At 71.4% G+C, this 23,843-nt stretch carries 21 protein-coding genes; 5 read left to right on the top strand and 16 right to left on the bottom strand.

Annotated features, from left to right (window positions below; translation table 11 throughout):
- Positions 1-50: 50 nt before the first annotated feature.
- From LXM50_RS17160 to LXM50_RS17150, 3 genes are all read right to left on the bottom strand, one after another.
- A complete protein-coding gene (locus LXM50_RS17160; RefSeq protein ID WP_374107847.1) occupies positions 51-2,234 on the bottom strand; it encodes an ABC transporter ATP-binding protein in 2,184 nt (727 codons plus the stop codon).
- A gap of 89 nt (positions 2,235-2,323) precedes the next feature.
- Positions 2,324-4,051 carry an ABC transporter ATP-binding protein gene (locus LXM50_RS17155; RefSeq protein ID WP_233312694.1) on the bottom strand — a complete coding sequence of 576 codons (1,728 nt, stop codon included), beginning with the start codon at positions 4,049-4,051 and terminating at the stop codon, positions 2,324-2,326.
- Between the two features lie 205 nt (positions 4,052-4,256).
- Entirely contained in the window at positions 4,257-5,384 is a 1,128-nt protein-coding gene (locus tag LXM50_RS17150) for an enoyl-CoA hydratase/isomerase family protein (RefSeq protein ID WP_233312693.1), read from the bottom strand.
- A 188-nt stretch (positions 5,385-5,572) separates the two neighbouring features.
- Here LXM50_RS17150 and LXM50_RS17145 point away from each other — a divergent pair, with 188 nt between their 5' ends.
- The gene (locus LXM50_RS17145; RefSeq protein WP_233312692.1) at positions 5,573-8,077 is read left to right on the top strand and encodes an ATP-binding cassette domain-containing protein; all 2,505 of its coding nucleotides are present in this window, start codon (positions 5,573-5,575) and stop codon (positions 8,075-8,077) included.
- 141 nt (positions 8,078-8,218) lie between these two features.
- On the opposite strand, the gene LXM50_RS17140 is transcribed toward LXM50_RS17145, so the two are convergent.
- Together LXM50_RS17140 and LXM50_RS17135 are read right to left on the bottom strand one after the other, a co-directional pair.
- Positions 8,219-8,677 carry a hypothetical protein gene (locus LXM50_RS17140; RefSeq protein WP_233312691.1) on the bottom strand — a complete coding sequence of 153 codons (459 nt, stop codon included), beginning with the start codon at positions 8,675-8,677 and terminating at the stop codon, positions 8,219-8,221.
- Positions 8,678-9,116: 439 nt separating this feature from the next.
- Positions 9,117-10,439, bottom strand: coding sequence for a glutamate-1-semialdehyde 2,1-aminomutase (locus LXM50_RS17135; protein ID WP_233312690.1), 1,323 nt, complete (start codon positions 10,437-10,439; stop codon positions 9,117-9,119).
- A gap of 222 nt (positions 10,440-10,661) precedes the next feature.
- Between LXM50_RS17135 and LXM50_RS17130 the strand changes: the two genes are divergently transcribed.
- On the top strand, positions 10,662-11,789 hold the full coding sequence (locus LXM50_RS17130) for a hypothetical protein (protein ID WP_233312689.1): 1,128 nt from the start codon (positions 10,662-10,664) through the stop codon (positions 11,787-11,789).
- A 163-nt stretch (positions 11,790-11,952) separates the two neighbouring features.
- On the opposite strand, the gene hemB is transcribed toward LXM50_RS17130, so the two are convergent.
- The 9 genes from hemB to hemE all read right to left on the bottom strand — a co-directional run bounded on the left by hemB (position 11,953) and on the right by hemE (position 19,715).
- On the bottom strand, positions 11,953-12,936 hold the full coding sequence (hemB, locus tag LXM50_RS17125; RefSeq protein ID WP_233312728.1) for a porphobilinogen synthase: 984 nt from the start codon (positions 12,934-12,936) through the stop codon (positions 11,953-11,955).
- A gap of 26 nt (positions 12,937-12,962) precedes the next feature.
- Positions 12,963-13,757, bottom strand: a complete 795-nt coding sequence (locus LXM50_RS17120; RefSeq protein ID WP_374107846.1) for a uroporphyrinogen-III synthase — start codon at positions 13,755-13,757, stop codon at positions 12,963-12,965.
- Between the two features lie 11 nt (positions 13,758-13,768).
- The gene (gene hemC, locus LXM50_RS17115; RefSeq protein WP_233312687.1) at positions 13,769-14,800 is read right to left on the bottom strand and encodes a hydroxymethylbilane synthase; all 1,032 of its coding nucleotides are present in this window, start codon (positions 14,798-14,800) and stop codon (positions 13,769-13,771) included.
- Positions 14,797-15,531 carry a hydrogen peroxide-dependent heme synthase gene (gene hemQ, locus LXM50_RS17110; protein WP_233312686.1) on the bottom strand — a complete coding sequence of 245 codons (735 nt, stop codon included), beginning with the start codon at positions 15,529-15,531 and terminating at the stop codon, positions 14,797-14,799. The genes hemC and hemQ overlap by 4 nt, the downstream gene beginning before the upstream one ends.
- Positions 15,532-15,774: 243 nt before the next feature.
- Positions 15,775-16,050, bottom strand: a complete 276-nt coding sequence (locus LXM50_RS17105; RefSeq protein WP_233312685.1) for a hypothetical protein — start codon at positions 16,048-16,050, stop codon at positions 15,775-15,777.
- Positions 16,040-16,444 carry a phage holin family protein gene (locus tag LXM50_RS17100; protein WP_233312684.1) on the bottom strand — a complete coding sequence of 135 codons (405 nt, stop codon included), beginning with the start codon at positions 16,442-16,444 and terminating at the stop codon, positions 16,040-16,042. The genes LXM50_RS17105 and LXM50_RS17100 overlap by 11 nt, the downstream gene beginning before the upstream one ends.
- A 1-nt stretch (position 16,445) precedes the next feature.
- A complete protein-coding gene (locus tag LXM50_RS17095) occupies positions 16,446-16,868 on the bottom strand; it encodes a hypothetical protein (protein WP_233312683.1) in 423 nt (140 codons plus the stop codon).
- Positions 16,869-17,019: 151 nt separating this feature from the next.
- Entirely contained in the window at positions 17,020-18,654 is a 1,635-nt protein-coding gene (locus LXM50_RS17090) for an NAD(P)/FAD-dependent oxidoreductase (protein WP_233312682.1), read from the bottom strand.
- Positions 18,651-19,715 carry a uroporphyrinogen decarboxylase gene (gene hemE, locus LXM50_RS17085; protein WP_233312681.1) on the bottom strand — a complete coding sequence of 355 codons (1,065 nt, stop codon included), beginning with the start codon at positions 19,713-19,715 and terminating at the stop codon, positions 18,651-18,653. Before hemE ends, LXM50_RS17090 begins: the two co-directional genes overlap by 4 nt.
- 253 nt (positions 19,716-19,968) lie before the next feature.
- Here hemE and LXM50_RS17080 point away from each other — a divergent pair, with 253 nt between their 5' ends.
- Positions 19,969-21,312, top strand: coding sequence for a glutamyl-tRNA reductase (locus LXM50_RS17080; protein WP_233312680.1), 1,344 nt, complete (start codon positions 19,969-19,971; stop codon positions 21,310-21,312).
- A gap of 24 nt (positions 21,313-21,336) precedes the next feature.
- Positions 21,337-21,747 (top strand): NAD(+)--rifampin ADP-ribosyltransferase, encoded by a 411-nt coding sequence (gene arr / locus LXM50_RS17075; RefSeq protein ID WP_233312679.1) that lies wholly within the window; start codon positions 21,337-21,339, stop codon positions 21,745-21,747.
- Here arr and LXM50_RS17070 read toward each other — a convergent pair.
- The gene (locus LXM50_RS17070) at positions 21,744-22,604 is read right to left on the bottom strand and encodes an SRPBCC domain-containing protein (protein ID WP_233312678.1); all 861 of its coding nucleotides are present in this window, start codon (positions 22,602-22,604) and stop codon (positions 21,744-21,746) included. The two genes, arr and LXM50_RS17070, sit on opposite strands and share 4 nt — an antisense overlap.
- 2 nt (positions 22,605-22,606) lie before the next feature.
- Positions 22,607-23,077, bottom strand: coding sequence for an SRPBCC domain-containing protein (locus tag LXM50_RS17065; RefSeq protein WP_233312677.1), 471 nt, complete (start codon positions 23,075-23,077; stop codon positions 22,607-22,609).
- Positions 23,078-23,157: 80 nt separating this feature from the next.
- On the opposite strand from LXM50_RS17065, the gene LXM50_RS17060 reads away from it, so the two are divergent.
- Positions 23,158-23,730 (top strand): HhH-GPD-type base excision DNA repair protein, encoded by a 573-nt coding sequence (locus LXM50_RS17060; protein WP_233312676.1) that lies wholly within the window; start codon positions 23,158-23,160, stop codon positions 23,728-23,730.
- Positions 23,731-23,843: the final 113 nt, after the last annotated feature.

Raw genomic sequence — 23,843 nt, 5'->3', positions numbered from 1 at the left:
CCGCCGCCCTGCGAACAGGACGACGGCGCTCACGTCGGTGCGGACGAGGGTCAGACCCTGTCGTCCTCGTTCTCCCACGACGGGGTCTCCGGCGACTCGGCCGACTCGATGACGCGCTCGGCGACCGCGACCGGCGCGGTCCCGGATCCGATCACGGCGGCGGCACCGGCCTCGACCTCGGACGCGACCGAACCCTCCACCGGAACCGTGACGGTCCCGGTGACGAGCGCCTCGTCGGCGTCGGTGTCGCTCGCGGCCTGCTCGAACTGCGACTGGTACAGCCGCCAGTACGCACCCTGGGCCGCGATGAGCTCCTCGTGGTTGCCCTTCTCCACGATGTCGCCGTGCTCCATCACGAGGATGAGGTCGGCGTCGCGGATGGTGGACAGGCGGTGCGCGATCACGAACGACGTGCGCCCGTTCCGCAGGGCCGCCATCGCGTGCTGCAGCAGCAGCTCGGTGCGGGTGTCGACGGCCGACGTGGCCTCATCCAGGATGAGGATCGACGGCTGCGCGACGAACGCACGGGCGATCGTGATCAGCTGGCGCTCACCGGCCGAGACGTTCGAGGCGTCCTCGTCGAGCTTCGTCTCATAGCCCTCGGGGAGCGCGTGCACGAAACGGTCGACGTACGTCGCCTTGGCGGCGTCGATGACCTCGTCATCGGTCGCGGTCGAACGGCCGTAGCGGATGTTCTCCCGGATCGTGCCGGCGAACAGCCACGGATCCTGCAGCACCATGCCGGTGCGCGAACGCAGGTCGGAGCGCTCCATCTGGGCGATGTCCTGCCCGTCGAGGAGGATCCGCCCGCCGCTCAGCTCGTAGAACCGCATGATGAGGTTCACCAGCGTCGTCTTGCCCGCGCCGGTCGGGCCGACGATCGCGACCGTCTGGCCGGGCTCCACGCGGAACGACAGATCCGTGATGAGCGGGCGATCCTCGGTGTAGGAGAACGCGACGTGCTCGAACTCGATGACGCCCTTGCCGTCGGTGACGGTGGGTGCGTCCTCGGCGTCGGGATCCTGCTCCTCCGCGTCCAGCAGCTCGAACACGCGCTCGGCCGAGGCGGTGCCGGACTGCACGACCGCCGCCATGCCGCCCAGCTCGCTGAGCGGCTGGGTGAACTGCTGCGAGTACTGGATGAAGGCCTGCACGTCGCCCAGGCGCAGCTGCCCGCTCGCGACCATGAGTCCGCCGAGCACCGCGAGGCCGACGTAGGTCAGGCTGCCGATGAAGGTCATCGCCGGCATCATCAGACCCGACAGGAACTGGGCCTTGAACGCGGCCTGGTAGAGCTCCTCGTTCTCGACCTGGAACTTGTCCAGCGCGTCCTTCTCACGGCCGAACACCTTGACCAGCGCGTGACCGGAGAAGGCCTCCTCGACGCGAGCGTTCAGGCGTCCGACCTTCTTCCACTGGATCCCGAACGCCTTCTGCGAACGCGGCCCGATGACGCCGAAGATCACGGCCATGAGCGGCAGCGCCACGAGGGCGACGAGGGCCAGCTGCCAGGAGATCGAGAACATCATGATGAGCACGCCGACCACGGTGAGCACCGACGTGATCGCGCCCGACAGCGACTGCTGCATGGTCTGCGTGATGTTGTCGATGTCGTTCGTGACCCGCGAGATCAGCTCGCCGCGCTGCACCTTGTCGAAGTACGACAGCGGCAGGCGGTTGATCTTCGCCTCGACGTCCTCACGCAGGCGCCACATCGTGCGCACCATGATGACGTTGATGACGTAGCCCTGGATCCAGCTCAGCAGCGCGGATCCGACGTAGATCGCGAGGACCGCGGTGATGACCCAGCGCAGTTGCTCGAAGTCGATCCCGTCGCCGACCTTGAACGGACCGAACGCCGCGACCATGTCGGCGAACTGGTTCTGCTTGGCGGCGCGCAGCGCCTCGACGACCTGCGCCTGGTCGGTGCCCTTCGGGAACCCCGGGAAGCCGTTCTGCCCCTTGCCCAGCTGCAGCGAGGTGAACCCCTCGTAGATGATGTTCGTCGCGTTGCCGAGCACCTTGGGCGCGGCCACGGCGAGCACCACACCGAGGGCGCCGAAGATCGAGACGAGCACGAACCACACGGCGCTGGGCTTGAGCAGCCCGATCATCCGCTTGAAGCTCGGGCCGAACTGGTTCGCCTTGCCCGGTGCGGGGCCGTCGAACATGCCGCCGCCCTGCTGGCGCGCCTTCTCGGCCTGCTCGGCCTCTTCCTTCTCGGCGTCGGTCATCTCGACGGTCTCGGTCGATCCGCCGGCGTACTTGGCCCGGCGTGCCGCCATGCGCTCCGCGCGTGCGGCCTTCTTGTCCACGTTGTCGCTCATGCGTCCACCCCCAGCTGCGACTCGACGATCTCTCTATAGGTGTCGCTCGTCTCGAGCAGCTGCTCGTGCGTGCCGACGGCGACCATGGTGCCGCCCTCGAGGACGACGATGCGGTCGGCGTCGGTGATGGTCGAGACGCGCTGCGCGACGACGATCTTGGTGACGTGCGGCAGCTCCCGCCACAGCGCCTGGCGCAGCCGGGCGTCGGTGGTGAGGTCCAGCGCCGAGAACGAGTCGTCGAAGACCAGGATCTCGGGCTGATGGATGATCGCGCGGGCGATCGCGAGCCGCTGGCGCTGGCCGCCCGACACGTTCGTGCCGCCCTGGGCGATGTTCGAGTCCAGACCATCGGGCATCTCCGAGACGAAGTCCCTGGCCTGGGCGATGTCGAGCGCGGCCCACAGCTCCTCGTCCGTCGCGTCCTCACGCCCGTAGCGCAGGTTGGAGGCGATCGTCCCGCTGAACAGGAACGGACGCTGGGGCACGAGACCGATGCTCTTCCACAGCGCATCCACGTCGGCCTCGCGCACGTCCGTGCCGCCGACGAAGGCGGCGCCTCCGGTGACGTCGAACAGACGTGGGATGAGCGAGATCAGCGTGGTCTTGCCCGCGCCCGTGGATCCGACGATCGCGACCGTCTCGCCGGGCTCCGCCGCGAAGCTGATCCCGTGCAGCACCGGCGACTCGGCACCGGGGTACGTGAAGGAGACGTCGTCGAAGGCCACGGATCCCGGGACCGGGAAGGTCTTCACGCCGTTCTCCGGCCGGGTCATGCTCTGCTCGGCGTCCAGCACCTCGCCGACGCGCTCGGCGGAGACCGCGGCGCGCGGGATCATCATGGCCATGAAGCTGGACATGATGATACCCATCATGATCTGGCCGATGTACTGCATGAAGGCGAACAGCGTGCCGACCTCGACCGTGCCGTTGTTGACCTCGATGCCGCCGAACCAGATCACGCCCACGATCGTGACGTTCAGGATCAGCATGAACAGCGGGAACAGCAGGACGAAGAGCGATCCGACGTTGCGGCCGACGACCATGATGTCGGTGTTGGCGCCGCGGAAGCGCTCCTCCTCGATGCGCTCGCGCACGAAGGCGCGCACGACGCGGACGCCGGTCAGCTGCTCGCGCATGATGCGGTTGACGTTGTCGAGCTTGCCCTGGTAGCTGCGGAACAGCGGGACCATGCGGCCGATGATGATGCCGGCCACGATGAGCAGCGCGGGCACCGAGACGGCGATGAGCCAGCTCAGGCCCAGGTTGGTCTGCAGCGCCATGATGATGCCGCCGATCGCGAGCAGCGGGGCGGTGATGAACATCGTCGAGCCCATCATCGCCAGCATCTGCACCTGCTGCACGTCGTTCGTGTTGCGCGTGATCAGCGAGCCGGCGCCGAACTGCGAGACCTCGCGCTCGGAGAAGCCGCTCACGCGGGCGAACACGTCGGCGCGGATGTCGCGGCCGAGGCTCATCGCCGCGCGCGCGGCGAAGAAGGTCGCGATCACCGAGGCGATGATCTGGCCGAGCGAGACCGCGAGCATGAGCCCGCCGTGCGACCAGATGTAGGCGGTGTCGGCGTTGGCGACGCCCTTGTCGATGATGTCGGCGTTCAGGCGCGGCAGGTACAGCGAGGCGAAGGCGCTGCCGAACTGGAACACCAGCACGCCGAGCAGCAACCACTTGTAACGCTTCAGATAGCGGAAGAGGATCTTTCCGAGCACAGGCGGACTTTCCTTGTGGGAGCGGACTTCCCAAGGGGAAGGGGGATGAGCCGATGAACGACCACGAAACACCCTGCCACGAGGCACGGACATTCACATCCCCCTTGAGGAGGATCGACTCAGATCTTCGCTGAGGGCGAAACGAATCCCTGCTCGCGCCGAGATTTCCGGATCCGGTTAAGAAACCTCTGGCACGGGGAACGCATCAGCTCCAGAGCGGAATCGGCGGTACGTAGTCCCGTGCATCGGCGCCCGCATCGGGGGCGAGGTCGGCGAGGGTCTGCGGATCCCAGTGCGGATCGCGGTCCTTGTCGACCAGCTGGGCACGGATCCCCTCGACGAGGTCGGGGTGGTGGTGCACGAACCACAGCACGCGACGGTACTCGCCCGCCAGCGCGTCGCGAACGGACTCCATCGCACGGGCCTCGCGAACGGCGTCGAGCGTCACGACGAGCGCGGTCGGCGCGAGGGACTCGAGCAGGTCCGCCGTGTCTGCAGCTGTGGGTCCGAGCGGTTGCGGCGTTTCCTCTCCCTCGACGGCGCCGGAGGAAGCGACCGCGCGGAGGTCCGCGATGATCTCCGGCACCGTGCCGGCGGAGAACGCCTCGTCGATCCACGCCCGCTGCATGGACAGCGGGGACGGATCCGGCGTCTCGTCGAACAGCATCACGATCTCGCTCGGCCCGGTCGGATCCGCCCGGTGCGCGAGCGCGTCGCGCAGCGCGTCGAGCCGTTCGGACGGCACCCAGAAGTCGGCGAACCCGGCGTAGAGCGCATCGGATCCGTTCATGGTTCCCGCGGTGAGGGCCAGGAACTCGCCGAGGCGCCCCGGGGCGCGGCCGAGCAGCCAGGTACCCCCGACATCGGGCGTGAAACCGATCCTGACCTCGGGCATCGCCAGCTGCGAGCGCTCGGTGACGACGCGGATCGCCGCGTGCCCGGCGACCCCGATGCCGCCGCCCATCGTGATGCCGTCGGCGATCGCGACGATGGGCTTGGGGTACTCCGCGATGGCCGCGTTCATCGCATACTCCTCGCGGAAGAACTCCACGGTGTCCGCGCTGCGTCCCGCCGTGATCTGGCGGTGCAGCTCGCGCACGTCGCCGCCGGCGCACAGTCCGCGTTCCCCCGCCCCGTCGATGTAGACGATCTCGACGTCACTGTCGTCGCGCCACGCGTCGAGCGCCGCGTGCACCACGCGGATCATCCCCACATTCAGGGCGTTGAGCGCGCGCGGACGGTTCAGCGTGATCCAGCCCAGCGCTCCTTCGGTGCGCACGAGCACCTCGGCGTCTGCGGCGGCGGATCCCTGGGCGTCTTCGACGGTGCTCACGGATGCCACGTTACCGCGCACGATCCTCCGTCCGGGGCGCCGGCGACCGGGTGGACGGAGCGCGCATTCTCGCTCGCGCAGCGGGAGGACCGGCCCCCGCATTGGGCGGAATGCCCCGGATCAACCTGCGTTTTCCCTCCCCATCCGGCAGGATAGAGGCGTACTGCTGTATCGATGAGAGGCCGCGGATGACCGACGGACAAGTGCTCGAGTTCTCGCATGCGACGAAGCGCTTCGGCGTTCTCACCGCTGTCGACGACCTCTCCGCCCGCATCGAGCCCGGTGCGGTGACCGCGTTCCTCGGGCCGAACGGCGCCGGCAAGACCACCTCGCTGCGGATGATGCTCGGGCAGATCCGCCCGACCTCCGGCACCGCCACCATCGGCGGTATCGCTCACTCCGAGCTGCGCCACCCCCTGCGCACCATCGGATCCGTGCTCGAGGAGGCGGTCTACCGTCCTCGTCGCACCGCGCCCCGGCAGCTGTCCATCGCCGCGAAGGCGAACGGCATCCCTCTCGCCCGCGTCGACGAGGTGCTCGCCCTGGTGGGCCTTCAGAACGAGACCGAGACGCGCATCGGCGCCTACTCCCTCGGCATGCGCCAGCGACTCAGCGTCGCCGGCGCGCTGCTCGGCGACCCCGGTGCGCTCGTGCTCGACGAGCCGGCGAACGGGCTCGACCCCGAGGGCATCCGCTGGATGCGCCTGCTCATGCGCCGCCTCGCGGACGAGGGCCGGACCGTGCTCGTCTCCTCGCACGTGCTGAGCGAGATCGAGCAGATCGCCGACAACGTGCTGGTGCTGTCCAAGGGTCGTCTGGTCTACGCCGACAGCATCGGCAAGCTCTCGGATCCGACCACGGGATCCGTCGTCGTCGACGCCGATGACCGTGCGGCCCTCGCCGGCGCCCTGCAGAACGCCGGGCTGAGTTTCGACGTGCTGCGCTCCGGTCTGACCGTGCACAACACGGATGCCGCCGCCGTCGGCGCGGTCGCCGCGTCTGCGGGCCTTGCGCTCACGACGCTGCTGCAGCGCGGACCGAGCCTCGAGGAGGTCTTCCTCGACCTCGTGCACGGCCGTCGCGACTCCACGACGGGCGCGGTGCCGATCGTCGGCACGCCCGAGACGGCACCCGAAGAGTCTGTCGCGGCCGATGCCGGCGCCGGCGCGGATGCCGCGGATGAGGGCGCGGAAGCTCCGGGAGCGACCGAGGCCATTCCGACTGCAGGGCTGTTCGGCGCTGCCGCCGCCGTACCGGTGGTGGCAGCCGCGACCGCCGGTGTCGCCGGCCTGTTCGACTCCGCGGGCACCCCGGCGGAGGGCGCGTCCGCCGTTCCGACCACACGTCGCGAGGCCGCCGAGTTCGCCGCTGCGCAGTCGGCGGCCGACCAGGACGAGGACGCTGCCGGATCCGAGGTCGAAGGATCCGAGACCGACGATTCCGAGACGGCGACCGACGGTTCCGAGACCGACGATTCCGAGGCGGCGGCGGACGGCTCCGACGCCCCCGCGGCCGAGGGCGGCGAATCCGAGACCGATGGCGGAGAAGCGGCGCTCGAGGATGCGACTCTCACGGCCGTCGAGGACGGCGCCGAGAGCGACGACGAGACCGCATCTTCCGGCTCCGACGAACACGACGCAGACGAGAGCCCTGCCGACCAGGACGGATCCGAGGGCGATGGAGAGGCCGACGCCTCCGACTCCGACGCCTCCGGTGAGGAGGGCCCCGCTGAGGAGGGATCCGCTGAGCCCGCCGCCGAGAGCGACGAGCACGCGGAAAGCGACGCTCACGCGGAGGACGGCGGGCCCGAGCACGCCGCTGAGGACCAGGCAGAGTCCGCCGCCGAGGAGGACGCATCGTCGGAGGACGCCCCCGACGACACCGCCATCGCTGCAGGCGTCGCGCTGACCGCTCCGATCGTCGCCGACTACACGCCGGGGGACGCGCCTCAGGACGACGCCGACGACGCGCCCGACGGTGAGGGAGCCGACGCGCAGGACGCGCCTCTCACGCGCGCCGCCGACGCCGCCGAGGACGGCTCCGCAGCACTCGGATCCTTCGAGACCGCCGCGCTGACGATCCCGGACGCCGCACCGGTGTCCTTCGACGATCTGATCACCGGTGTGCCGTCGGCTCCGCAGGCCTCCGACGCCGCGGACGAGGACGCCGCCGACGAGGGCCAGGACGGGCCCGCGGACGAGCGCGAGGACGCGGGCGCCGAGACGGACCACGTCGACGACGCTCCCACGGCGGCGACGACCGTGATCACGACGCCGCCCGCTGAGGACGAGTTCGCCTCGCCGGAACCCAGCACCGAGACCACGGAGATCGCCGGGATCGAGATCTTCGCCGCTCTCGCCGAGGGGCGCACGCAGGAGATCCAGGTCATCCTCGACGAGACGTCCGACGAGGACGACGACCTCGAGGACGTGACCCAGGGCGAGATCGACCACGACGAGGATCCGCGCGCCGCCGCCGTCAGCGCGTCGCTCGCCGCAGCCGCTCGCGCGTTCTTCACGGACGAGGCACCCTCCTACACCCCCGGTCCCGCCGGTGACGAGACGGCGGGCGAGCAGCCTGCTGCGCAGGACGAGCCCGCGCCGCAGGACGACCAGCAGCACGGCGACGAGCCGCAGCACGAGCAGGGCCAGGACGGGGAGCGCCGCGACGACGGCGACCACCACGGGCACTGACGCGAACCCTAGCGAAGCGGCGATCGTCTGAGGACGGTCGCCGCTTCGGCGTTCGGGCGGGTTCGCGACGCGAGCCCTCCGCCCGGAGGCGCGACCGGATCCGGGCCTCGGAACGGAAGCACGCCCGGATTCAAGCCTCGATCAGGCCGGGCGGATCGCCGGCTTGCGCTTGCGGCCGGACCTGCCCGCGGGCTCCACGACGGGGATTGCACCGGTCGCGGCGATGTCCGTGACCTCTGCGAGCTCGGAGGTCGCATCGAGCCGCAGCGCCTGTGCGAGCGCCAGTCCGTGTCGAGTGGTGAGGACGAGGCGTTGGAACTCGGCGCCCTCGAGGTCGATCACGACGCTGGGCTTGTGCCGGCGGATGAGCACGAAGTCGTCTCCGTTCGCCGACTTCCAGGTGCCGGCCGCGAGCACGAGCGGCACGTGCGTACCCGGGCTGCCGACACCGCGCAGCCACGTCCAGGCGTCATCGGTGAGCTGCACCTTGACGATCGCCTCGCGGGCGATGTGCAGGTTGTCGCGGCGGAATGACACGGCGCGCTCGAGCGGAGAGAGCTCCACCTCGAGGCGGGTCCGGTCCAGCAGCAGCGTCACCATCACCCCAGTCTGCCAGCGCCGTCCCGGATCCGCCCGAGAGGCACCTCACAGGACGGCAACGATCCCGCTGGCGAGGACCGACAACCGGCTCCCCCGCCGTCGCCTGCGGCCGCCGACGCCAGTGTCCCCCGCTCTCTGGTCGCGAATTGCCGGTTTCCCCTGCTCGCTGGTCGCGAATCGCCCCTTCCCCGCGCTCGAAGGGGCGATTGGCGACCAGCGAGCGATGGTGGAGCTCCGGATCCGGATCCCGCGGTCGGGTAGGCGGCACGTCCCGCCCGGCCGTCGTCTCCGGCCGGCCCGGCTCGGACCGCCACCGAACCGCAGTCAGACCGTCGCCCGAACCGCGGCCACGCCGTCGTCCGAACCGCGATCAGCCCGTCGTCCGAGCCGCGATCAGCCCGTCGCCCGAACCGTGGTCAGCCCATCGCCCGGGCGGCGATCAGGCCGTCGCGCGAGCCGCGGCCTCGGCTGCCGCGGGCAGTGCCGCCTCGATCGCGGCGAGCTCGGCGTCTCCGTGCGCAGCCGTGAGGAACCAGGCCTCGAACACGCTCGGCGGCAGTGCCACGCCCTGCTCCCGCATCGCGTGGAAGAACGGGGCGTACCGGAACACCTGCTGCGCCTGGGCCGCGGTGTAGTCACGCGGAGCCGCAGGCGCGAAGGCCACGCCGAACAGGTTGCCGGCGCGCGGCACCGCGTGCACGACGCCCGCATCGGTCAGGGCGCGGTCGAGGGCGTCCGAGAGCCGGGCGGCCGCGGCATCGATCCGCGCGTACACCTCGGGCGTCGCGAGGCGCAGCGTGGCCAGGCCCGCGGCGACCGAGAGCGGGTTCCCGCTCAGCGTGCCGGCCTGATACACCGGGCCGGTCGGCGCCAGCCGGTCCATGACCTCGGCACGTCCGCCGAGCGCGGCGAGCGGCATACCCCCGCCGACCACCTTGCCGAACGTGATGATGTCGGGGAGGTACTCCTCCCCCCCCGCCTGCTGCAGCCCCCAGAACCCTGCGGGGTGCACGCGGAACCCGGTGAGCACCTCGTCCAGGATCATGAGCGCGCCGTGCGCGTGCGCGGTGTCGGCGATGAGCCGGTTGAACCCGGGCTGCGGTGCGACCACGCCCATGTTCGCCGCGGAGGCCTCCACGATGACGGCCGCGATCCGGTCGCCGTGCTCGGCGAACACGGCGGCGAGCGCCTCCGGCGAGTTGTAGTCGATGACGAGCGTCTGCGCCGCGATCGGGGCGGGGACTCCCGCGGATCCGGGCAGAGCGAGGGTCGCGACACCGGATCCGGCCGCGGCCAGCAGCCCGTCCGAGTGCCCGTGGTAGTGCCCGGCGAACTTCACCAGCAGGTCGCGGCCGGTCGCGCCGCGCGCGAGCCGGATCGCGGTCATGGTCGCCTCGGTGCCCGTGGAGACCAGGCGCACCCGTTCGACCGGCCGTGCGTCGCCGTGCCGCACACGGTCGGCGATGAGGGCGGCGAGCTCGACCTCGCCCTCGGTCGGAGCGCCGAACGACAGCCCCCGCGTCGCGGCCTCCTGCACGGCGGCGACGATCTCGGGGTGCGCGTGCCCGAGCAGGGCGGGGCCCCACGACGCGACGAGGTCGAGGTAGGTCGTGCCGGCCGCGTCGGTGACCGTGGCGCCGGACGCGCTCGCGAGGAACCGCGGCGTACCGCCGACCGACCCGTAGGCGCGCACCGGGGAGTTCACCCCGCCGGGGATCACGGCACGGGCGGCGTCGAACAGGTCGTCATTGCGGTCGGTCATGGATCCATTCTCCCGGAGGATCCTGTGCCCTGGTGTGGGCTGGTTCTCCTCGTTTCAAAGCGCGCAAATGGCTCGATCCGACGCCCGGATGGAGCCATTTGCGCGCTTCGAAACGAGGACGGCTCCATCGGAGAGCCATCTGCACACTTCGCGTGCTTCCGAACAGCCGGAGCGGCTCAGGGCTGACGCCGATCCTTCAGGGTGCACGGCTAGCGTGACGGGATGCAGCAGCATCCGCCGGCGCTCCCGCACCGCACGTCCGCCCTGCAGCGGGCCACCTGGCGGATCTGGCCGTGGCTGACCTGGCTCCTGCCGATCGGCGTGGCCCTGTTCTGCCTGTGGCGTGTGAACACCGTTCATGGCGAGCTGTCCTTCACCATCGTGCTGACCTCGCCGCTGTTCCTCCCTCTGGCAGGTGGCCTGGGGTCGCTGCCTCGCTCCGTTCAGCGTCGAGCGGGCGCGAGTGCGACGCCGGCGCGGCAGGTGCCGGTACTGATCCTGCTGTGGTGGAGCTGGGTGGCGTTCGCGATCGCGATGCCGGATCGCACGATCGCGTCACCCTCCTCCCAATCTGTGCCGGTGCCGTCGCTGCTGCAGCAGCTGGTCGGCGCTCCCGCGGGCGGAGTGTTCACCATCTGGGTCTTCGTCGCGACGATCGTCTGCGGGATCGCGGCCTGGGTGCTGCTGCTCGTGCTGGCATCGGACCGTGTTGCGATCCGGCGTGCCCCGCGGTGGGAGCGCCTCGGCTGGGCCGGGTTCGGACTGGCGCCGTTGCTGCTCGCGACCGCCGGCGGGATCGGTGTCGCGACCGGGCAGATGCAGGGGGATGCCGCCGGCGAAGTGCGCGCCCAGGCGTCGGCCCGCACGGCCGAGAAGCAGATCGCGCTCGCGGAGCAGCGCTACGACGCGGTGCAGCGGGTGGTCTCCGATCTGCGCGCCGCCGCGGCACCGCAGGGGTGGGACGCACAGGAGGCGTGCGCGGAGTCGCTGAACCACGACGGACTCGGGTGGGACGCGTATGGGCTGCGCATCGCATTCCGTCATGCGGCGAGCCTGGAGCTCGACCACGACGCACTGACGAAGGCGCTCACGGATGCCGGGTGGACGGTCACCGGGGATCAGGAGGCGCCGTTGGCGATCTCAGCCAGTGGGCCGCAGGGCGCTGAGCTGAGACTCACGACGAACGGCGACGCGCCGTTCTGGATCACGGCGACGGCCGGTTCCTGGTGGCAGTCGGCGGATCAGCCGGTGTCGGAGGCATCGTGCGGCACGCCTGGCGGAGCCGGAGTCGGCTACGACGGCAGCGCCGGTGCGGGTGCGGACGCGAGCTGGTGGCCGCCGCTGCGATGATGCGTCCGCTGGCCCTCCCGGAGGATCCTGTGACGCCTCCCCCGCAGCCCGGCACCGAGCCACCCCCTTGCACGCGAGCCTCCCCCTTGCGTCCCGCTCGCACAGGGGTGGCTCGCGCCGAAAAAGGTGGCTCGGCGTTCGCCGGAGGGCAGGACGAGGCGACTCAGCCGCGGACGAGCCAGCGGGCGGCCTCGGTCGCCCAGTAGGTGAGCACCACGTCGGCGCCGGCGCGACGGATCGACAGCAGCGACTCGAGGATCGTGCGCTCGCGGTCGAGCCAGCCGTTCTGCGCGGCCGCCTCGATCATCGCGTACTCGCCCGACACCTGGTAGGCCCACACGGGCACCTGCACGGCGTCACGCACCTCGCGCATGACGTCGAGGAACGCCATCGCGGGCTTCACCATCACGATGTCGGCGCCCTCGGCTTCATCCAGGAGCGCCTCGCGGACGCCCTCGCGCCGGTTGCCCGGGTCGAGCTGATAGGTGCGACGGTCGCCCTGCAGCTGCGAGTCGACGGCCTCGCGGAACGGGCCGTAGAACGCGCTCGCGTACTTCGCGGCGTATCCGAGCAGCAGCACGTCGTGGAAGCCCTCGGCGTCCAGCGCGTGGCGCACCGCGGCGACCTGGCCGTCCATCATGCCGCTCAGGCCCAGAAGCTGCGACCCCGCGCGAGCCTGGGCGAGCGCCATCGCGACGTACCGCTCGAGGGTCGCGTCGTTGTCGACGGATCCGTCCGCCGCGAGCACCCCGCAGTGGCCGTGGTCGGTGAACTCGTCCAGGCAGAGGTCGGTCTGCACCACGAGCGCGTCGCCGACCTCGGCGGCCAGCACGGCGGTCGCGACGTTGAGGATCCCGTCCGGATCATCGGCACCGGATCCGACGGCGTCGCGCACGGCCGGCACGCCGAAGAGCATGATCCCGGGCACGCCTGCCTCGGCCGCCTCGACGGCGGCGCGGCGGAGGGAGTCGAGCGAGTGCTGGACGACGCCGGGCATGGAGCCGATCGGGGACGGATCCGTCAGCCCCTCACGCACGAAGGCGGGGAGCACCAGGTGCCGCGGAAGCAGATCCGTCTCACGGGCCAGGGAGCGCACAGCCGCGGACTGACGCAGCCGGCGCGGGCGGACGTCGGGGAAGCCGGCCATCGAGGCGTTGCCGGAGAAGGCGCCGGTCACGGGGCGAACTCGTCGGCCGCGTGCGGAAGGGTGAACTGCGAGACGGCGTCGATGAGCGCGTCCACGGTCTGCTTGTCGGCGACCACGGTGATCGGCAGGCCCGCCTTCTTGGCGTCCTTGGCCGTGCGCGGGCCGATCGCCGCCAGCAGCGTCGAGTCGGGGATGTCCGGGAACTGCTCGCGCACCTGCTCGGCGACGGAGCCGCTGGTGACGAGGATCGCGTTGATCCGGCCGTTCTGCACGTCGCGCATGATGCGCTCGGTGACCGGCACGCCGACGGTGCGGTACGCGACGACGCTGGACACGTCGTGCCCGGCCTTGATCAGCGACTTGGTGAGCAGCGGCTTCGCGATCTCGCTGCGCAGGGTCAGGATCCGCTTCGGCTCGGGCTCGAGCGCGATGAGCTGGCCGGCCATGCCCTCGGCGGAGTTGTCGTCCTCCGGCACGAGGTCGACGTGGTAGCCGACGGCGGCGAGCGCCGCGGCGGTGGTCTCCCCCACGGCGGCGATCTTCGTGGAGGCGGGGATCTCGGCGCGGTGCGCGAAGAGCACGTCGACCGTGGTCGCGCTGGTGATGGTGAGCCAGTCGAACTCGCCCGCCGAGAGCTTCGCGAGGGCCTCGTCGAGGGCTGCCTGGTCGTTCGTCGGCGCGAAGTTGATCAGGGGCGCCACGACGGGGACCGCCCCCTGTGCGCGCAGAGTGGCGGCGACGCCGTCGCCCCACGGTCCTCCGCGCGGCACGAGCACGCGCCAGCCTGTGAGCGGCTTGGCCTCTTGCTTCGATTCAGTCATCATCATCGGATTCAGGGGCGGGGAAGGAGATCAGCCGCCCCACGTTCGAGCAGCCGATGGGCAAGAGACAACCCGATCGCGCGTGATGCGCTGATCGGGTCTGCACCATCGGCAGAGTCCGCACCGTTGCCACTGCCGTTGGGATGAATATACTCCTCGCCCGGTTCCGCCGCCTTCACGGAGGCTGGATGCAGGGGCTCTGTGACGTCGAGCCCGATCCGCCAGCCGTCGTGCGGCGCATAGACGACGGCCCGCACGCGCAGGTCGCCGCCGATGAGCTCCGCGTGCGCGGCCATCGGGGCCTGGCAGCCGGAGTCCAGCCCCTCCAGCACGGCGCGTTCGGCGGTCACGGCGATGCGGGTGGCCTCGTCATCGAGGAGAGCGAGGGCGGCGAGCAGCTCCGCCGGAGCGTCGACGGTGGTCTCCACGGCGAGCGCACCCTGGCCGGGGGCCGTGGGCCACTCCGCGAGGCCGAGGGGCTCCACCTTCAGCTCTCCGAGGGGATCCCCGTCGAGCCTGCTGAGCCCCGCGGCCGCGAGGATCACCGCGTCGAGCTCGCCCTCGGCCACTCGCTGCAGCCGGGAGTCGACGTTGCCGCGCAGGTCCACGGTGCGCAGGCGCGGGTTGCGCACATGCACCTGCGCGATCCGACGCGGGGATCCGGTGCCGATCGCGGATCCACCCTTCAGCTCGTGAAGGGGCGTGCCGTCGCGGGTGACGGCGACATCGCGGGCGTCGGCGCGGGCCGGGATCGCGGCGATGACGAGCCCGTCCGGCACCTGCGTGGGCAGATCCTTCAGGGAGTGCACGAGGATGTCGCATTCACCGCGGAGCAGCGCGTCGCGCAGGGCGGTGGCGAACACGCCCTGCCCGCCGATCTCACTGAGGGACGCCCGGTTGGTGTCGCCCTCGCTCGTGATCGCGACGAGCTCGACCCTTCGTCCCGAGACGGCCTCCAGCGCCTTCGCGACATGGCCCGACTGGGCCTGCGCGAGGGCGCTCCGGCGCGTGCCGAGGCGGATGACGTCCGCGGCAGCGGTCACTGCAGCACCTCGGGGATCTCGTCGAGGCGCAGTCGGCGCCCGGTGTAGAAGGGCACCTCCTCCTTCACGTAGCGGCGCGCGTCGGTGTAGCGCAGGTCGCGCATGAGGTCGACGAGCTCGGTCGGATCGTCCGCTTCGAGCGGCAGCAGCCACTCGTAGTCGCCGAGGGCGAAGGCGGCGACGGTGTTGGCGATGACGCCGCGGAAGGCGGCGCCCTTGCGCCCGTGCTCGGCGAGCATGCGGCGGCGCTCGTCCTCCTCGATCAGGTACCACTCGGGCGTGCGCACGAACGGGTAGAGGCAGAGCCAGTCCTTCGCCTCGACGCCGCGGAGGAAGCCGGGGACGTGCGCGCGGTTGAACTCCGCGTCGCGGTGCACGCCCATCACGTTCCAGGTCGGCAGCAGGGTGCGCAGGAGCTCGGTGCGACGCAGGCGACGAAGGGCCTTCTGCAGCTCCTCGGGGTTGGGGCCGTGCAGCCACACCATGAGGTCGGCATCGGCCTTGAGGCCGGAGACGTCGTAGAAGCCGCGGACGGTGATCCCGCCGTCCTCGACGTGCCGGACGATGTCCTCCAGCTCGGTCGCGTCGGACTCGACGACGGGAGCGGAGGGGTCGCGGCGCCAGACGGCCCACAGGGCGTAGCCCTGAGGGGAACCAGCACCGTGGGTGAAGCCCTGGGGCGAGGCGTCGGAGTCGGCGGCGAGCACGGGCGTTTCTGCAGCTTCAGCCATGGATCCAGTCTGCCCCCTCCGCCTATGAGGTGCGGACGGATGACGCTCCGCCGCCGCCCGGATCAGCTCGGTGGCCGCGCCGGATCCGCTCGGCCGAATGCGACGATCAGCACATGGTGTGACGATTCGCCGTGCAGATCCGGCAGATTCGTGTGCACATCGTCACAACCTGTGCAGATCGTGCGCGACAAGCGCCCCGGCGCGCCGGATCCGACGCGGGGTCAGGCGCGAGTCGGACGCGGGTCAGCGCGAGATGCTGCGGGCGACGGCCCAGACGATGCCGCCGACGACCGCGGCGACGCCGACGGCCGCAGCCACGGCGCCCACAGGGTTGCGCTGCGCGAACGTGCGCAGTCTGACCTTGCCCTCGACGGTCGCCTTCTCGAGACGGCGGGGCACGTTGCCCTTCTCCTCGATCGCGAGCAGCGCCGCCTTCAGCTCGGCACGGGCCGAGGCGACGGGATCGACGATCCCTGCGGGCACGGCCGTGCGCGGGATGTTCACCGGGTCAACGGCCATTGCCGGCCTCCTTCACGATGCGGACGTCGGTGGCGACGGCCTGTGCGGGGTTCTCCCGGCGCAGCACCTTGCGGAACTTCAGGATCCCGAGCAGCGCGAACACGACCACGGCGAGCAGCAGGATTCCGAACGTGATGATCGCGGAGAGCCAGACGGGGAACCAGGAGGAGAGACCGGCGATCGCGAACACCAGGACGACGGGCACCGTCCAGAACAGGAAGAACAGGGCGACCAGAAACCAGACGCTGCCGATGCCTGCGTCCTTCGCGGTGCGGGAGATCCAGGTCTTGGCCGCGTCGATCTCGGCCTTGACGAGGTTGCTGACGAGGTCGGGAAGGTCGCCGAGCAGCGTCAGCAGGCTGTCGTCGGCGCGGTCCCGGAAGTTGCCGGCCATGTCAGGCGCCCGCGGTCGGCTTCTTCGGCGCGCTCTTCGCGCCCGAGGAAGTGCGGGGCTTCGCCTTGCTCTCGCCCGCAGCGGCGCTCTGCTCGGCGGCCGCGACCGTCTCCTCCGCCGCCTGCTTGACCTCCGCCACGACGGTCTTGCCGCTCGCGATGGTGGAGTCCACGCGCTGGCCCGGGGTGCCGTCCGACGTGGCCGCCTTGACGATCTTGACGGCGCCGGTCCACAGCGCCTGCGGCACCGCGGCCGCCTGAGCCTTCGCGAAGTCCTGCACCTTGTGCACCTGCGCCTGCACCGGGTCGAGGTGCCACACCTTGAGCCACTGCTTCTTGATCTGCTCGTAGCGCTCGCGCCCCGCGCGGGTCCCCAGCACGTATCCGACGCCGAGTCCGACGACAAGTCCGATCTTCCCCTTCATGGGGTCTCCTCACGATTGCGGTCTCTGCGGATCTCCAGCGTAACCCTGTATTCCGTTTTCGGCATCTATCGGGAGGAGGGTTGACTTCGCCCGGTCCGCATGAGTCGCGCTGTGCACTCCACCCCGCGGACCACGGCCGTTCCCGCCCGGATCAGCCCCAGAGGAGGGAGTGGCGGATCCGCTCCGCCTCGGCCTTCGCGTGCGGGACGACCTGCGCGAGACCTGTGCCGCTCAGCCATGCCCCGGTCGCGCCGACACCGGCGACCGCGGAGACCGCGGCGGCCGCGGTGGTGCGCCGCTCGGCCGCACCCGACACCGCGGAGGGCTGCGCCTGAATGAAACGCGCCCGGTGACTGCCGCGCAGCTGTGCGGCGGTCAGCTCGACGCCGAGGAGCGCCGATGCCTCGGCGAGCGCGAGGGCTCCGGCGGCCTCGTCGTCCAGGACCGCGGTCGCCGGATCCTCGCCGGCGGAGCCGAACGACACCCGCACGATCTGCCGGGTTCCGGCGCGCTCGCGCAGCCAGCCCCACTTGGCGGTGCTGTGCGTGAGCGCCTTCGCGGTGTGCGTGCCGGGAACAGTGAGGACTCCGGATCCGCGCGGGGCGACGGCGAGCTCGGGGGCGTCGAGGACCAGTGTGACGATCTCGATGCGAGGGGATGCTCCGGCGGCGACCGAGGCGAGCTCCGGAACGTGCGGGCCGAGGAGCCGGCGCGCGGTGGACTCGTCGGCGGCGACGATGACCGCGTCGAAGCGCTCGTCTTCTTCCGGGGTCGTTGAGCGAGCACCGACGGAGTCGGCGCGAGACGAAACGCGGTCTCCGTCGGGTTGCGGCGTTTCGTCTCGGTCGCCTTCGGCGTCCTCGCTCAACGACCCTGAAGCGAGCCGGTCGGTCACCGGAACCTGCACGATCCAGCCGTCGTCGTCGCGCTCGAGCGCCTGGACCGGGGCGCCCGTGCGCACCTCGGATCCGAGCAGTCCGATGCGTGCGACCAGCGCGTCGACGAGGCCCGACATGCCGCCGGCGAGGCCCTGCACCGCGGCGCCGGGAGTGGGCCCCGCGGCGCCGGTGATCTCGGCGACCGCACCGGAGAGCGAGCCGGCGCGGGTGAGGGCCGCGTTCAGCGTCGGCGCAGCGACGTCGACGTCGATGTCGTCGGGGTGCGCGGAGTACACGCCCGTGCTGACCGGGGCCACGAGGCGGTCGAGCACGCGGGCACCCATCCTCTTGCGCACGAGACGACCCAGGCTGTGGTCATGGCCGATCGTGAGGGGCGGCAGCAGCCGGTCGAGCCAGGCCCGCCAGGTGCCGTTCCAGCCGATCACCCGGCGCACGTCCTCGGCGAAGGGGTTCGCCGGGATTCCGAGCAGACCGCCCTTCGGCAGTGGAGCCGCGCCACCGGGGATCCCGGCGACCCAAGCCCCGCCCGGCTCGGGCGACACGACCCGGTCGTCGAGACCGAGGTCGGACAGCAGTTCGCTCACATGCCCGCCGCGCACGGCGAAGCTCTCCGCTCCGGCATCGAAGGCGAGCCCGTCGGCCTCGCCCTGCTGAACGGCGCCCCCGGCGCGGCCCTGCGCCTCGAACACCGTCGCGTGAGCGCCGATCGCGGCGATCGACTCCGCAGCGACGAGGCCCGCCACGCCGCCGCCGATCACCGCGACGCGGAGCTTCGCAGCCTTCGCGGCGAGCTCGGGCTCGTGCGGCTCGACGGCGGGCTCGTGCGGCTCGACGGCGGGCGAGGGCGACTCCGACGCGGGCGAGGACGCCGGATCCGATCCGGTCATTCGCCCGCCCCGGCGGCGGCGATGCCTGACTCCGCACGCACCTCGTGCACGAGCTCGACGATACGGGTGAGCACGGCAGGGTCGGTCTCGGGCGGCACTCCGTGACCGAGGTTCAGGATGTGCGCACGGGCGGTGGTGCCGCGGCGCAGCACGTCGCGGACATGCGCCTCGAGCACGGGCCAGGGCGCGGTGAGCAGCGCCGGGTCGATGTTGCCCTGGACGGTCACGTCGTCGCCGAGCACGGCCACGGCCTCGTCCAGTGGCAGGCGCCAGTCGACGCCGACCGCGTCGGCGCGCCCGTCCAGGCGCATGTCCGCGAGGAACGGGCCCGTGCCGACGCCGAAGTGGATGACCGGGGCGTCGATCCCGTCCACCGCGGCCGCGGAGTGCGGGGCGACGAAGGCGCGGTAGTCGGCGGGGCTGAGCGAGCCCGCCCAGGAGTCGAAGAGCTGCACGGCACTCGCGCCCGCCGCGCGCTGCGCGTCGAGGAAGGTCCGCGAAATACGCGCGAGCCAGCCCGCGAGTCTGTTCCACGAGTCCGGATCCGTGTGCATCATCGCCCGCGCGCGCAGGTGCTCCTTCGACGGCCCGCCCTCGACGAGGTAGGCGGCGAGGGTGAAGGGCGCTCCGGCGAAGCCGATCAGCGGCGTCGCGTCGCCGAGCTCCGCGACCACGAGCCGCACCGCCTCTGCGATCTGCGTCGTGTCCAGCGAGTCCGGGTCGATCGCCGTGATCCGGTCGACGTCGGCGGCGGTGCGCACCGGCGCCGCGAACACAGGCCCGCGGCCGGGCTCGATCTCGACCTCGACGCCGGCGAGGCGCAGCGGCACCACGATGTCGCTGAAGAAGATGCCCGCGTCGACCTTGTGCCGGCGCACCGGCTGCAGCGTGATCTCCGCCGCGAGGTCGGGAGTGAGGCAGGCGTCGAGCATGCGGGTGCCGACCCGCAGGTCGCGGTACTCCGGCAGCGAGCGGCCGGCCTGGCGCATGAACCACACCGGGGTGGTCTCGGGGCGGTCTCCGGCGAGGGCGCGCAACAGGGGGGCGTCGTTGAGGGGCATGAGTCCATTGTCCCCGACCTCTGCTTTGCAGCGAATGGGGATCCGTCGATCGGCCGGATCCGTCGAGCGGCCGGTTCCGGGTTCCCTCTCCCGTTGTGGGGCGCCGTACACCGAGACTCCCGGCCGTGGCGCGCCCCAAGACGACGCGGCACGCCCCGGATCAGCGACACGAACAGACCGAGACCAGCCGGATCCATGTCGCTCCGCGTCGGCATCCAGGATCCGCAAAGGGCGCGGAGCGTAAACTCCCAGGGTGCTGCTCTGCGTCACGGCCAATCACAAGACGGCCCCCTTCGACCTCCTCGAACGACTCAGTCGCACCCCGGATGACCTGGCCGGATCCCTCTCCGAAGGATCCAAGGGTGCCGTCGTGCTCGCGACCTGCAACCGTTTCGAGGCCTATGTCGACGTCGACGGCACGGCCGACGAGAACGACGTCGCGCGGATCCTGAGCACGGTCTCGGAGCGCAGCGGCATCGACGCCGACACCCTCACCGCGTCGTCGTCGGTGCACTCCGGCGCCCGCGTGGTGGAGCATCTCTTCTCCGTCGCCTCCGGACTCGAGTCCGTGGTCTCGGGCGAGGGCGAGATCGCCGGCCAGGTGCGCCGCGCACTGACCTCCGCCCGCAAGCACGGCACCACCTCCCCCGAACTGGAGCGGCTGTTCCAGCGCGCCAGCGAGGCGCAGCGCAAGGTCAAGAACGACACCGCGCTCGGGCGCGCCGGCCGCTCGCTCGTCCGTCTCGCCCTCGAGCTGGCCGACAGCCGCATCGCCGACTGGAGCGCCGCCCGCGTGCTGCTCGTCGGCACCGGCGCGTACGCCGCCGTGACCCTGGCGACGCTGCGCGAACGCGGCGCCCAGGACATCAGCGTGCACTCCCCCTCCGGGCGCGGCGCCGCGTTCGCCGCGAAGCACGGAATCCGCGCCCTGCCCAAGGCCGAGTACGCCCGCGCCGCCGCGCACGCCACGATCGTGATCACATGCACGAGCGCCGAACTGCCTGTGCTGGACGCCGCGATCCTGCGCGCGGGACGAGGTCCGGCGCTGTCGGCGCTGCCTTCGCCCGACGCGGCGGTCGACTGCCCGGTCCCCGGCCACGGCTTCTCGGCCGGCGCCGCACCGTCCCAGCTGATCGTCGACCTGGGCATGCCGCGCAATGTCGCCCCCGACGTCGCCGAGGTCGAGGGCATCGCCCTGCTCGACCTCGAGACCATCCGCCTGCACGCGCCTCTCGAGGAGCTGCAAGCCACCGACGCCGCGCGGTCGATCGTGCGCGCGGCCGCCGCGACGTTCCATGAGGTCGGTGCCCGCGAGAGCGTCACCCCGGCCGTCGTCGCGCTGCGCGGTCACATCTTCGAGCTGCTCGAGGCGGAGATCGAGCGCGCCCGCCGTCGCGGCGATCACGGCGGGCAGGTCGAGCAGGCGATGCGCCACCTCGCCGGCGTGCTGCTGCACACCCCGACGAGCCGCGCCCACGAACTCGCCGCGCAGGGTCGCGGATCCGAGTTCATCGCCGCCCTCGAGACGCTGTACGGGCTGAGCGCCGAAGCGGGCGCCGGGCGGAACGCGCCCCAGGACGACGCGGCCACGGCCTGACCGCTGCGCGGTTAGCCTGAGACGGTGAGCGACGTGACAGACGAAGGCCCCTTCTTCCACGGCACCAAGGCTGATCTGCAGCCCGGCGAGCTGCTCACAGCGGGGTTCCGGTCGAACTACCGGCCCGAGATCGTGATGAACCACATCTACTTCACGGCGCTGCGCGACGGCGCCGGCCTCGCCGCCGAGCTCGCCGCGGGAGACGGCGCGCCGCGGGTGTACCTCGTCGAGCCGACGGGCGCCTTCGAGGACGACCCGAACGTGACCGACAAGAAGTTCCCGGGCAACCCGACCCGTTCCTACCGCAGCGCCGAGCCGCTGCGCGTGGTCGCCGAGGTCGACGACTGGACGCGGCTGAGCCCCGAGGCGCTGCAGGAGTGGCGTGACCGTCTGGCCGCAGTCCTCGCTGACGAGCGCGGCGAGATCATCAACTAGGGCCGGACGACGCCGTCACCGGATCCGTCCGCGAAGAGGCCGGCGAGCGCTGCGAGCAGCTGAGTCCAGCCGGGTTCGAGTCCCGCGATCGCCTCGACCGCGCCCGGCCGCACCCCGGTGGCCTCGATACGCAGCTCGACCGTCGTGGCGGCGTCGTCACCGCTCAACGAGACCGTGTGCACGGCGTCGAACATCGGTGCGCCCGTCGGGTCGACCGGCGCGAGCGCGAAGACGAGGCGGCGGCCCGGATCCGCATCGAGCACGCGTCCTTCCGAGCGATAGGTCGCCCCGCCCGGCTCGCCGAGCGCGAAGCGGATGGGAGCACCGGGCTCCGGGGCGATCGCCAGCTCCCGCACCTCGAAGTGCGGCGGCGCCCACCACCAGCTCGCGATCCGGGCGTCGGTCCACGCACGCCACACCGCGTCGACCGGGCCGGGGATCACGGCGCCCAGGGACATGCTCCGGTCCTGTCCTGGGTCCGCCTGCTCCCGCGCGATCGCCTGCTCGTACGTCTGCAGCGCGTCATCGTCCGCGCCGGTCTGCGCCCACTCTCCGAGGTGCGCGGCGAGCATCGTGAAGGAGCTCCGGTTCAGGCTCGCCACGCGCCGTCGACCGAGCCGGTGAATCGTGATCAGCCCCGCACCCTCGAGCGCCTGGAGGTGCTTCGTGGTCTGCGGTTGCAGGGCGCCGATCGCTTCCGCGACCCCGCCCACGGTGGCCGGGCTCCCTGCGAGGACCTCCAGGATCCGATAGCGGGTCGGCTCCCCCATCGCGGCGAACGCGCGCTGGGGGTCGCGGGATCCGGCTCCCGGAGCCTCGTCCGACGGTGCGCCGGCCCCGGGCGACGATGCAGCCACGGTCATTCCGCGGCGACGAGAGCGGCGAGGTTGTCGAGCTCGTTCGCCCTGCCTGCGAGCAGGCGCTGCGTCCACACCTCGTCGTGCAGGGGTTCCACGCGCATGACGACCCGAGTGCCGCCGTCCTCGGCCGCGTGCAGCTCGATCTCGGTGAGCTGCTCGTACTCGTCGTGGCCGGGCACGAAGTCGATGATGGAGGCGTAGGCGAGCCGCGTCGGCTCTGCGATCTCGGTGAAGCGCTTGCGCGACGCCGTGGACAGCGGCATCCCGTTCTGCTCCATGAAGGCCACCTGCTCCGGCCCGACCGCGGTCATGGTGTACTCGAGTGCGCCGCCGGGGCGCAGATCGAGGGCGGTCACGTCGGTGCGGAAGCCGTCCGGCGCCCACCAGCGGGAGATGCCCTCGGGAGTGGTCCAGAGCTCCCAGACGCGCTGGGGGGTGGCGGAGACGGTGCGTTCGATGATCTCGCTCATGGATTCATGATGCATTCGTCTGGACGAATATGTCAAGAGGTTTCTCCTCGGAGATCGGCAGGCGATGCGAGACTGGATCCATGGCCCTTCACATCACCGGAGACACCGCCGCCGACGCCCTGCTCAGCGACAACCCGCTCGCCCTGCTCGTGGGCATGCTGCTGGATCAGCAGGTCGCGATGGAGACCGCCTTCGCCGGTCCGCTCAAGATCGAGCAGCGCACGGGCGCGACCGAGGCCGCCGCGATCGCCGCCTACGACCCGGAGGAGTTCCTCGCCGCGTTCAAGCAGACGCCGTCCGTGCACCGCTTCCCCGGCTCGATGGCCGCGCGCGTGCAGACGCTGTGCCAGAAACTCGTCGACGACTGGGGCGGCGATGCTGCGAACCTGTGGACCCAGGGGGATCCGGACGGCGCAGAGGTGCTGCGTCGCCTGAAGACCCTGCCCGGCTTCGGCGAGCAGAAGGCGAAGATCTTCCTCGCCCTGCTCGGCAAGCAGTACGGCTTCACCGGCGCCGGCTGGCGTGAGGCCTCCGCTCCCTACGGCGAGGACGGATCGTTCCGCTCGGTCGCCGACATCGTCTCACCCGAGTCGCTGACGAAGGTCCGCGAGCACAAGCGCGCGATGAAGGCTGCCGCCAAGGCGACCGCCTGACATCTCACATCATGATCGTGTCGGCGTCGTCGGCGCGGTAGTCCTCGGTCGACGGCACCGGGACCCGGCCCCCTCCCCCCGCGGGCCGGATCCCGCGCCGTTCTGGCGCCGAC

The sequence above is a fragment of the Microbacterium sp. Au-Mic1 genome, from assembly GCF_021341785.1.
In the GTDB taxonomy this organism is placed as follows: domain Bacteria; phylum Actinomycetota; class Actinomycetes; order Actinomycetales; family Microbacteriaceae; genus Microbacterium.
The sequence above is the reverse complement of the archived record's forward strand: the minus strand, read 5'-3'. Positions and strand labels throughout refer to the sequence as shown.

Bases quoted from the DNA above. Each gene is read 5' to 3' on its own strand.
- LXM50_RS17140 (WP_233312691.1), bottom strand. From the start codon at position 8,677: ATGGTGACGCTGCTGCTGGACCGGACCCGCCTCGAGGTGGAGCTCTCT.
- LXM50_RS17120 (WP_374107846.1), bottom strand. From the start codon at position 13,757: ATGACTGAATCGAAGCAAGAGGCCAAGCCGCTCACAGGCTGGCGCGTG.
- hemQ (WP_233312686.1), bottom strand. From the start codon at position 15,531: ATGGCTGAAGCTGCAGAAACGCCCGTGCTCGCCGCCGACTCCGACGCC.
- LXM50_RS17160 (WP_374107847.1), bottom strand. From the start codon at position 2,234: ATGACCGACGCCGAGAAGGAAGAGGCCGAGCAGGCCGAGAAGGCGCGC.
- LXM50_RS17060 (WP_233312676.1), top strand. From the start codon at position 23,158: ATGGCCCTTCACATCACCGGAGACACCGCCGCCGACGCCCTGCTCAGC.
- LXM50_RS17135 (WP_233312690.1), bottom strand. From the start codon at position 10,439: ATGACCGACCGCAATGACGACCTGTTCGACGCCGCCCGTGCCGTGATC.
- hemB (WP_233312728.1), bottom strand. From the start codon at position 12,936: ATGGCCGGCTTCCCCGACGTCCGCCCGCGCCGGCTGCGTCAGTCCGCG.
- LXM50_RS17095 (WP_233312683.1), bottom strand. From the start codon at position 16,868: ATGAAGGGGAAGATCGGACTTGTCGTCGGACTCGGCGTCGGATACGTG.
- LXM50_RS17105 (WP_233312685.1), bottom strand. From the start codon at position 16,050: ATGGCCGTTGACCCGGTGAACATCCCGCGCACGGCCGTGCCCGCAGGG.
- LXM50_RS17130 (WP_233312689.1), top strand. From the start codon at position 10,662: ATGCAGCAGCATCCGCCGGCGCTCCCGCACCGCACGTCCGCCCTGCAG.
- LXM50_RS17145 (WP_233312692.1), top strand. From the start codon at position 5,573: ATGACCGACGGACAAGTGCTCGAGTTCTCGCATGCGACGAAGCGCTTC.
- LXM50_RS17065 (WP_233312677.1), bottom strand. From the start codon at position 23,077: ATGAGCGAGATCATCGAACGCACCGTCTCCGCCACCCCCCAGCGCGTC.
- hemE (WP_233312681.1), bottom strand. From the start codon at position 19,715: ATGCCCCTCAACGACGCCCCCCTGTTGCGCGCCCTCGCCGGAGACCGC.
- LXM50_RS17100 (WP_233312684.1), bottom strand. From the start codon at position 16,444: ATGGCCGGCAACTTCCGGGACCGCGCCGACGACAGCCTGCTGACGCTG.
- LXM50_RS17090 (WP_233312682.1), bottom strand. From the start codon at position 18,654: ATGACCGGATCGGATCCGGCGTCCTCGCCCGCGTCGGAGTCGCCCTCG.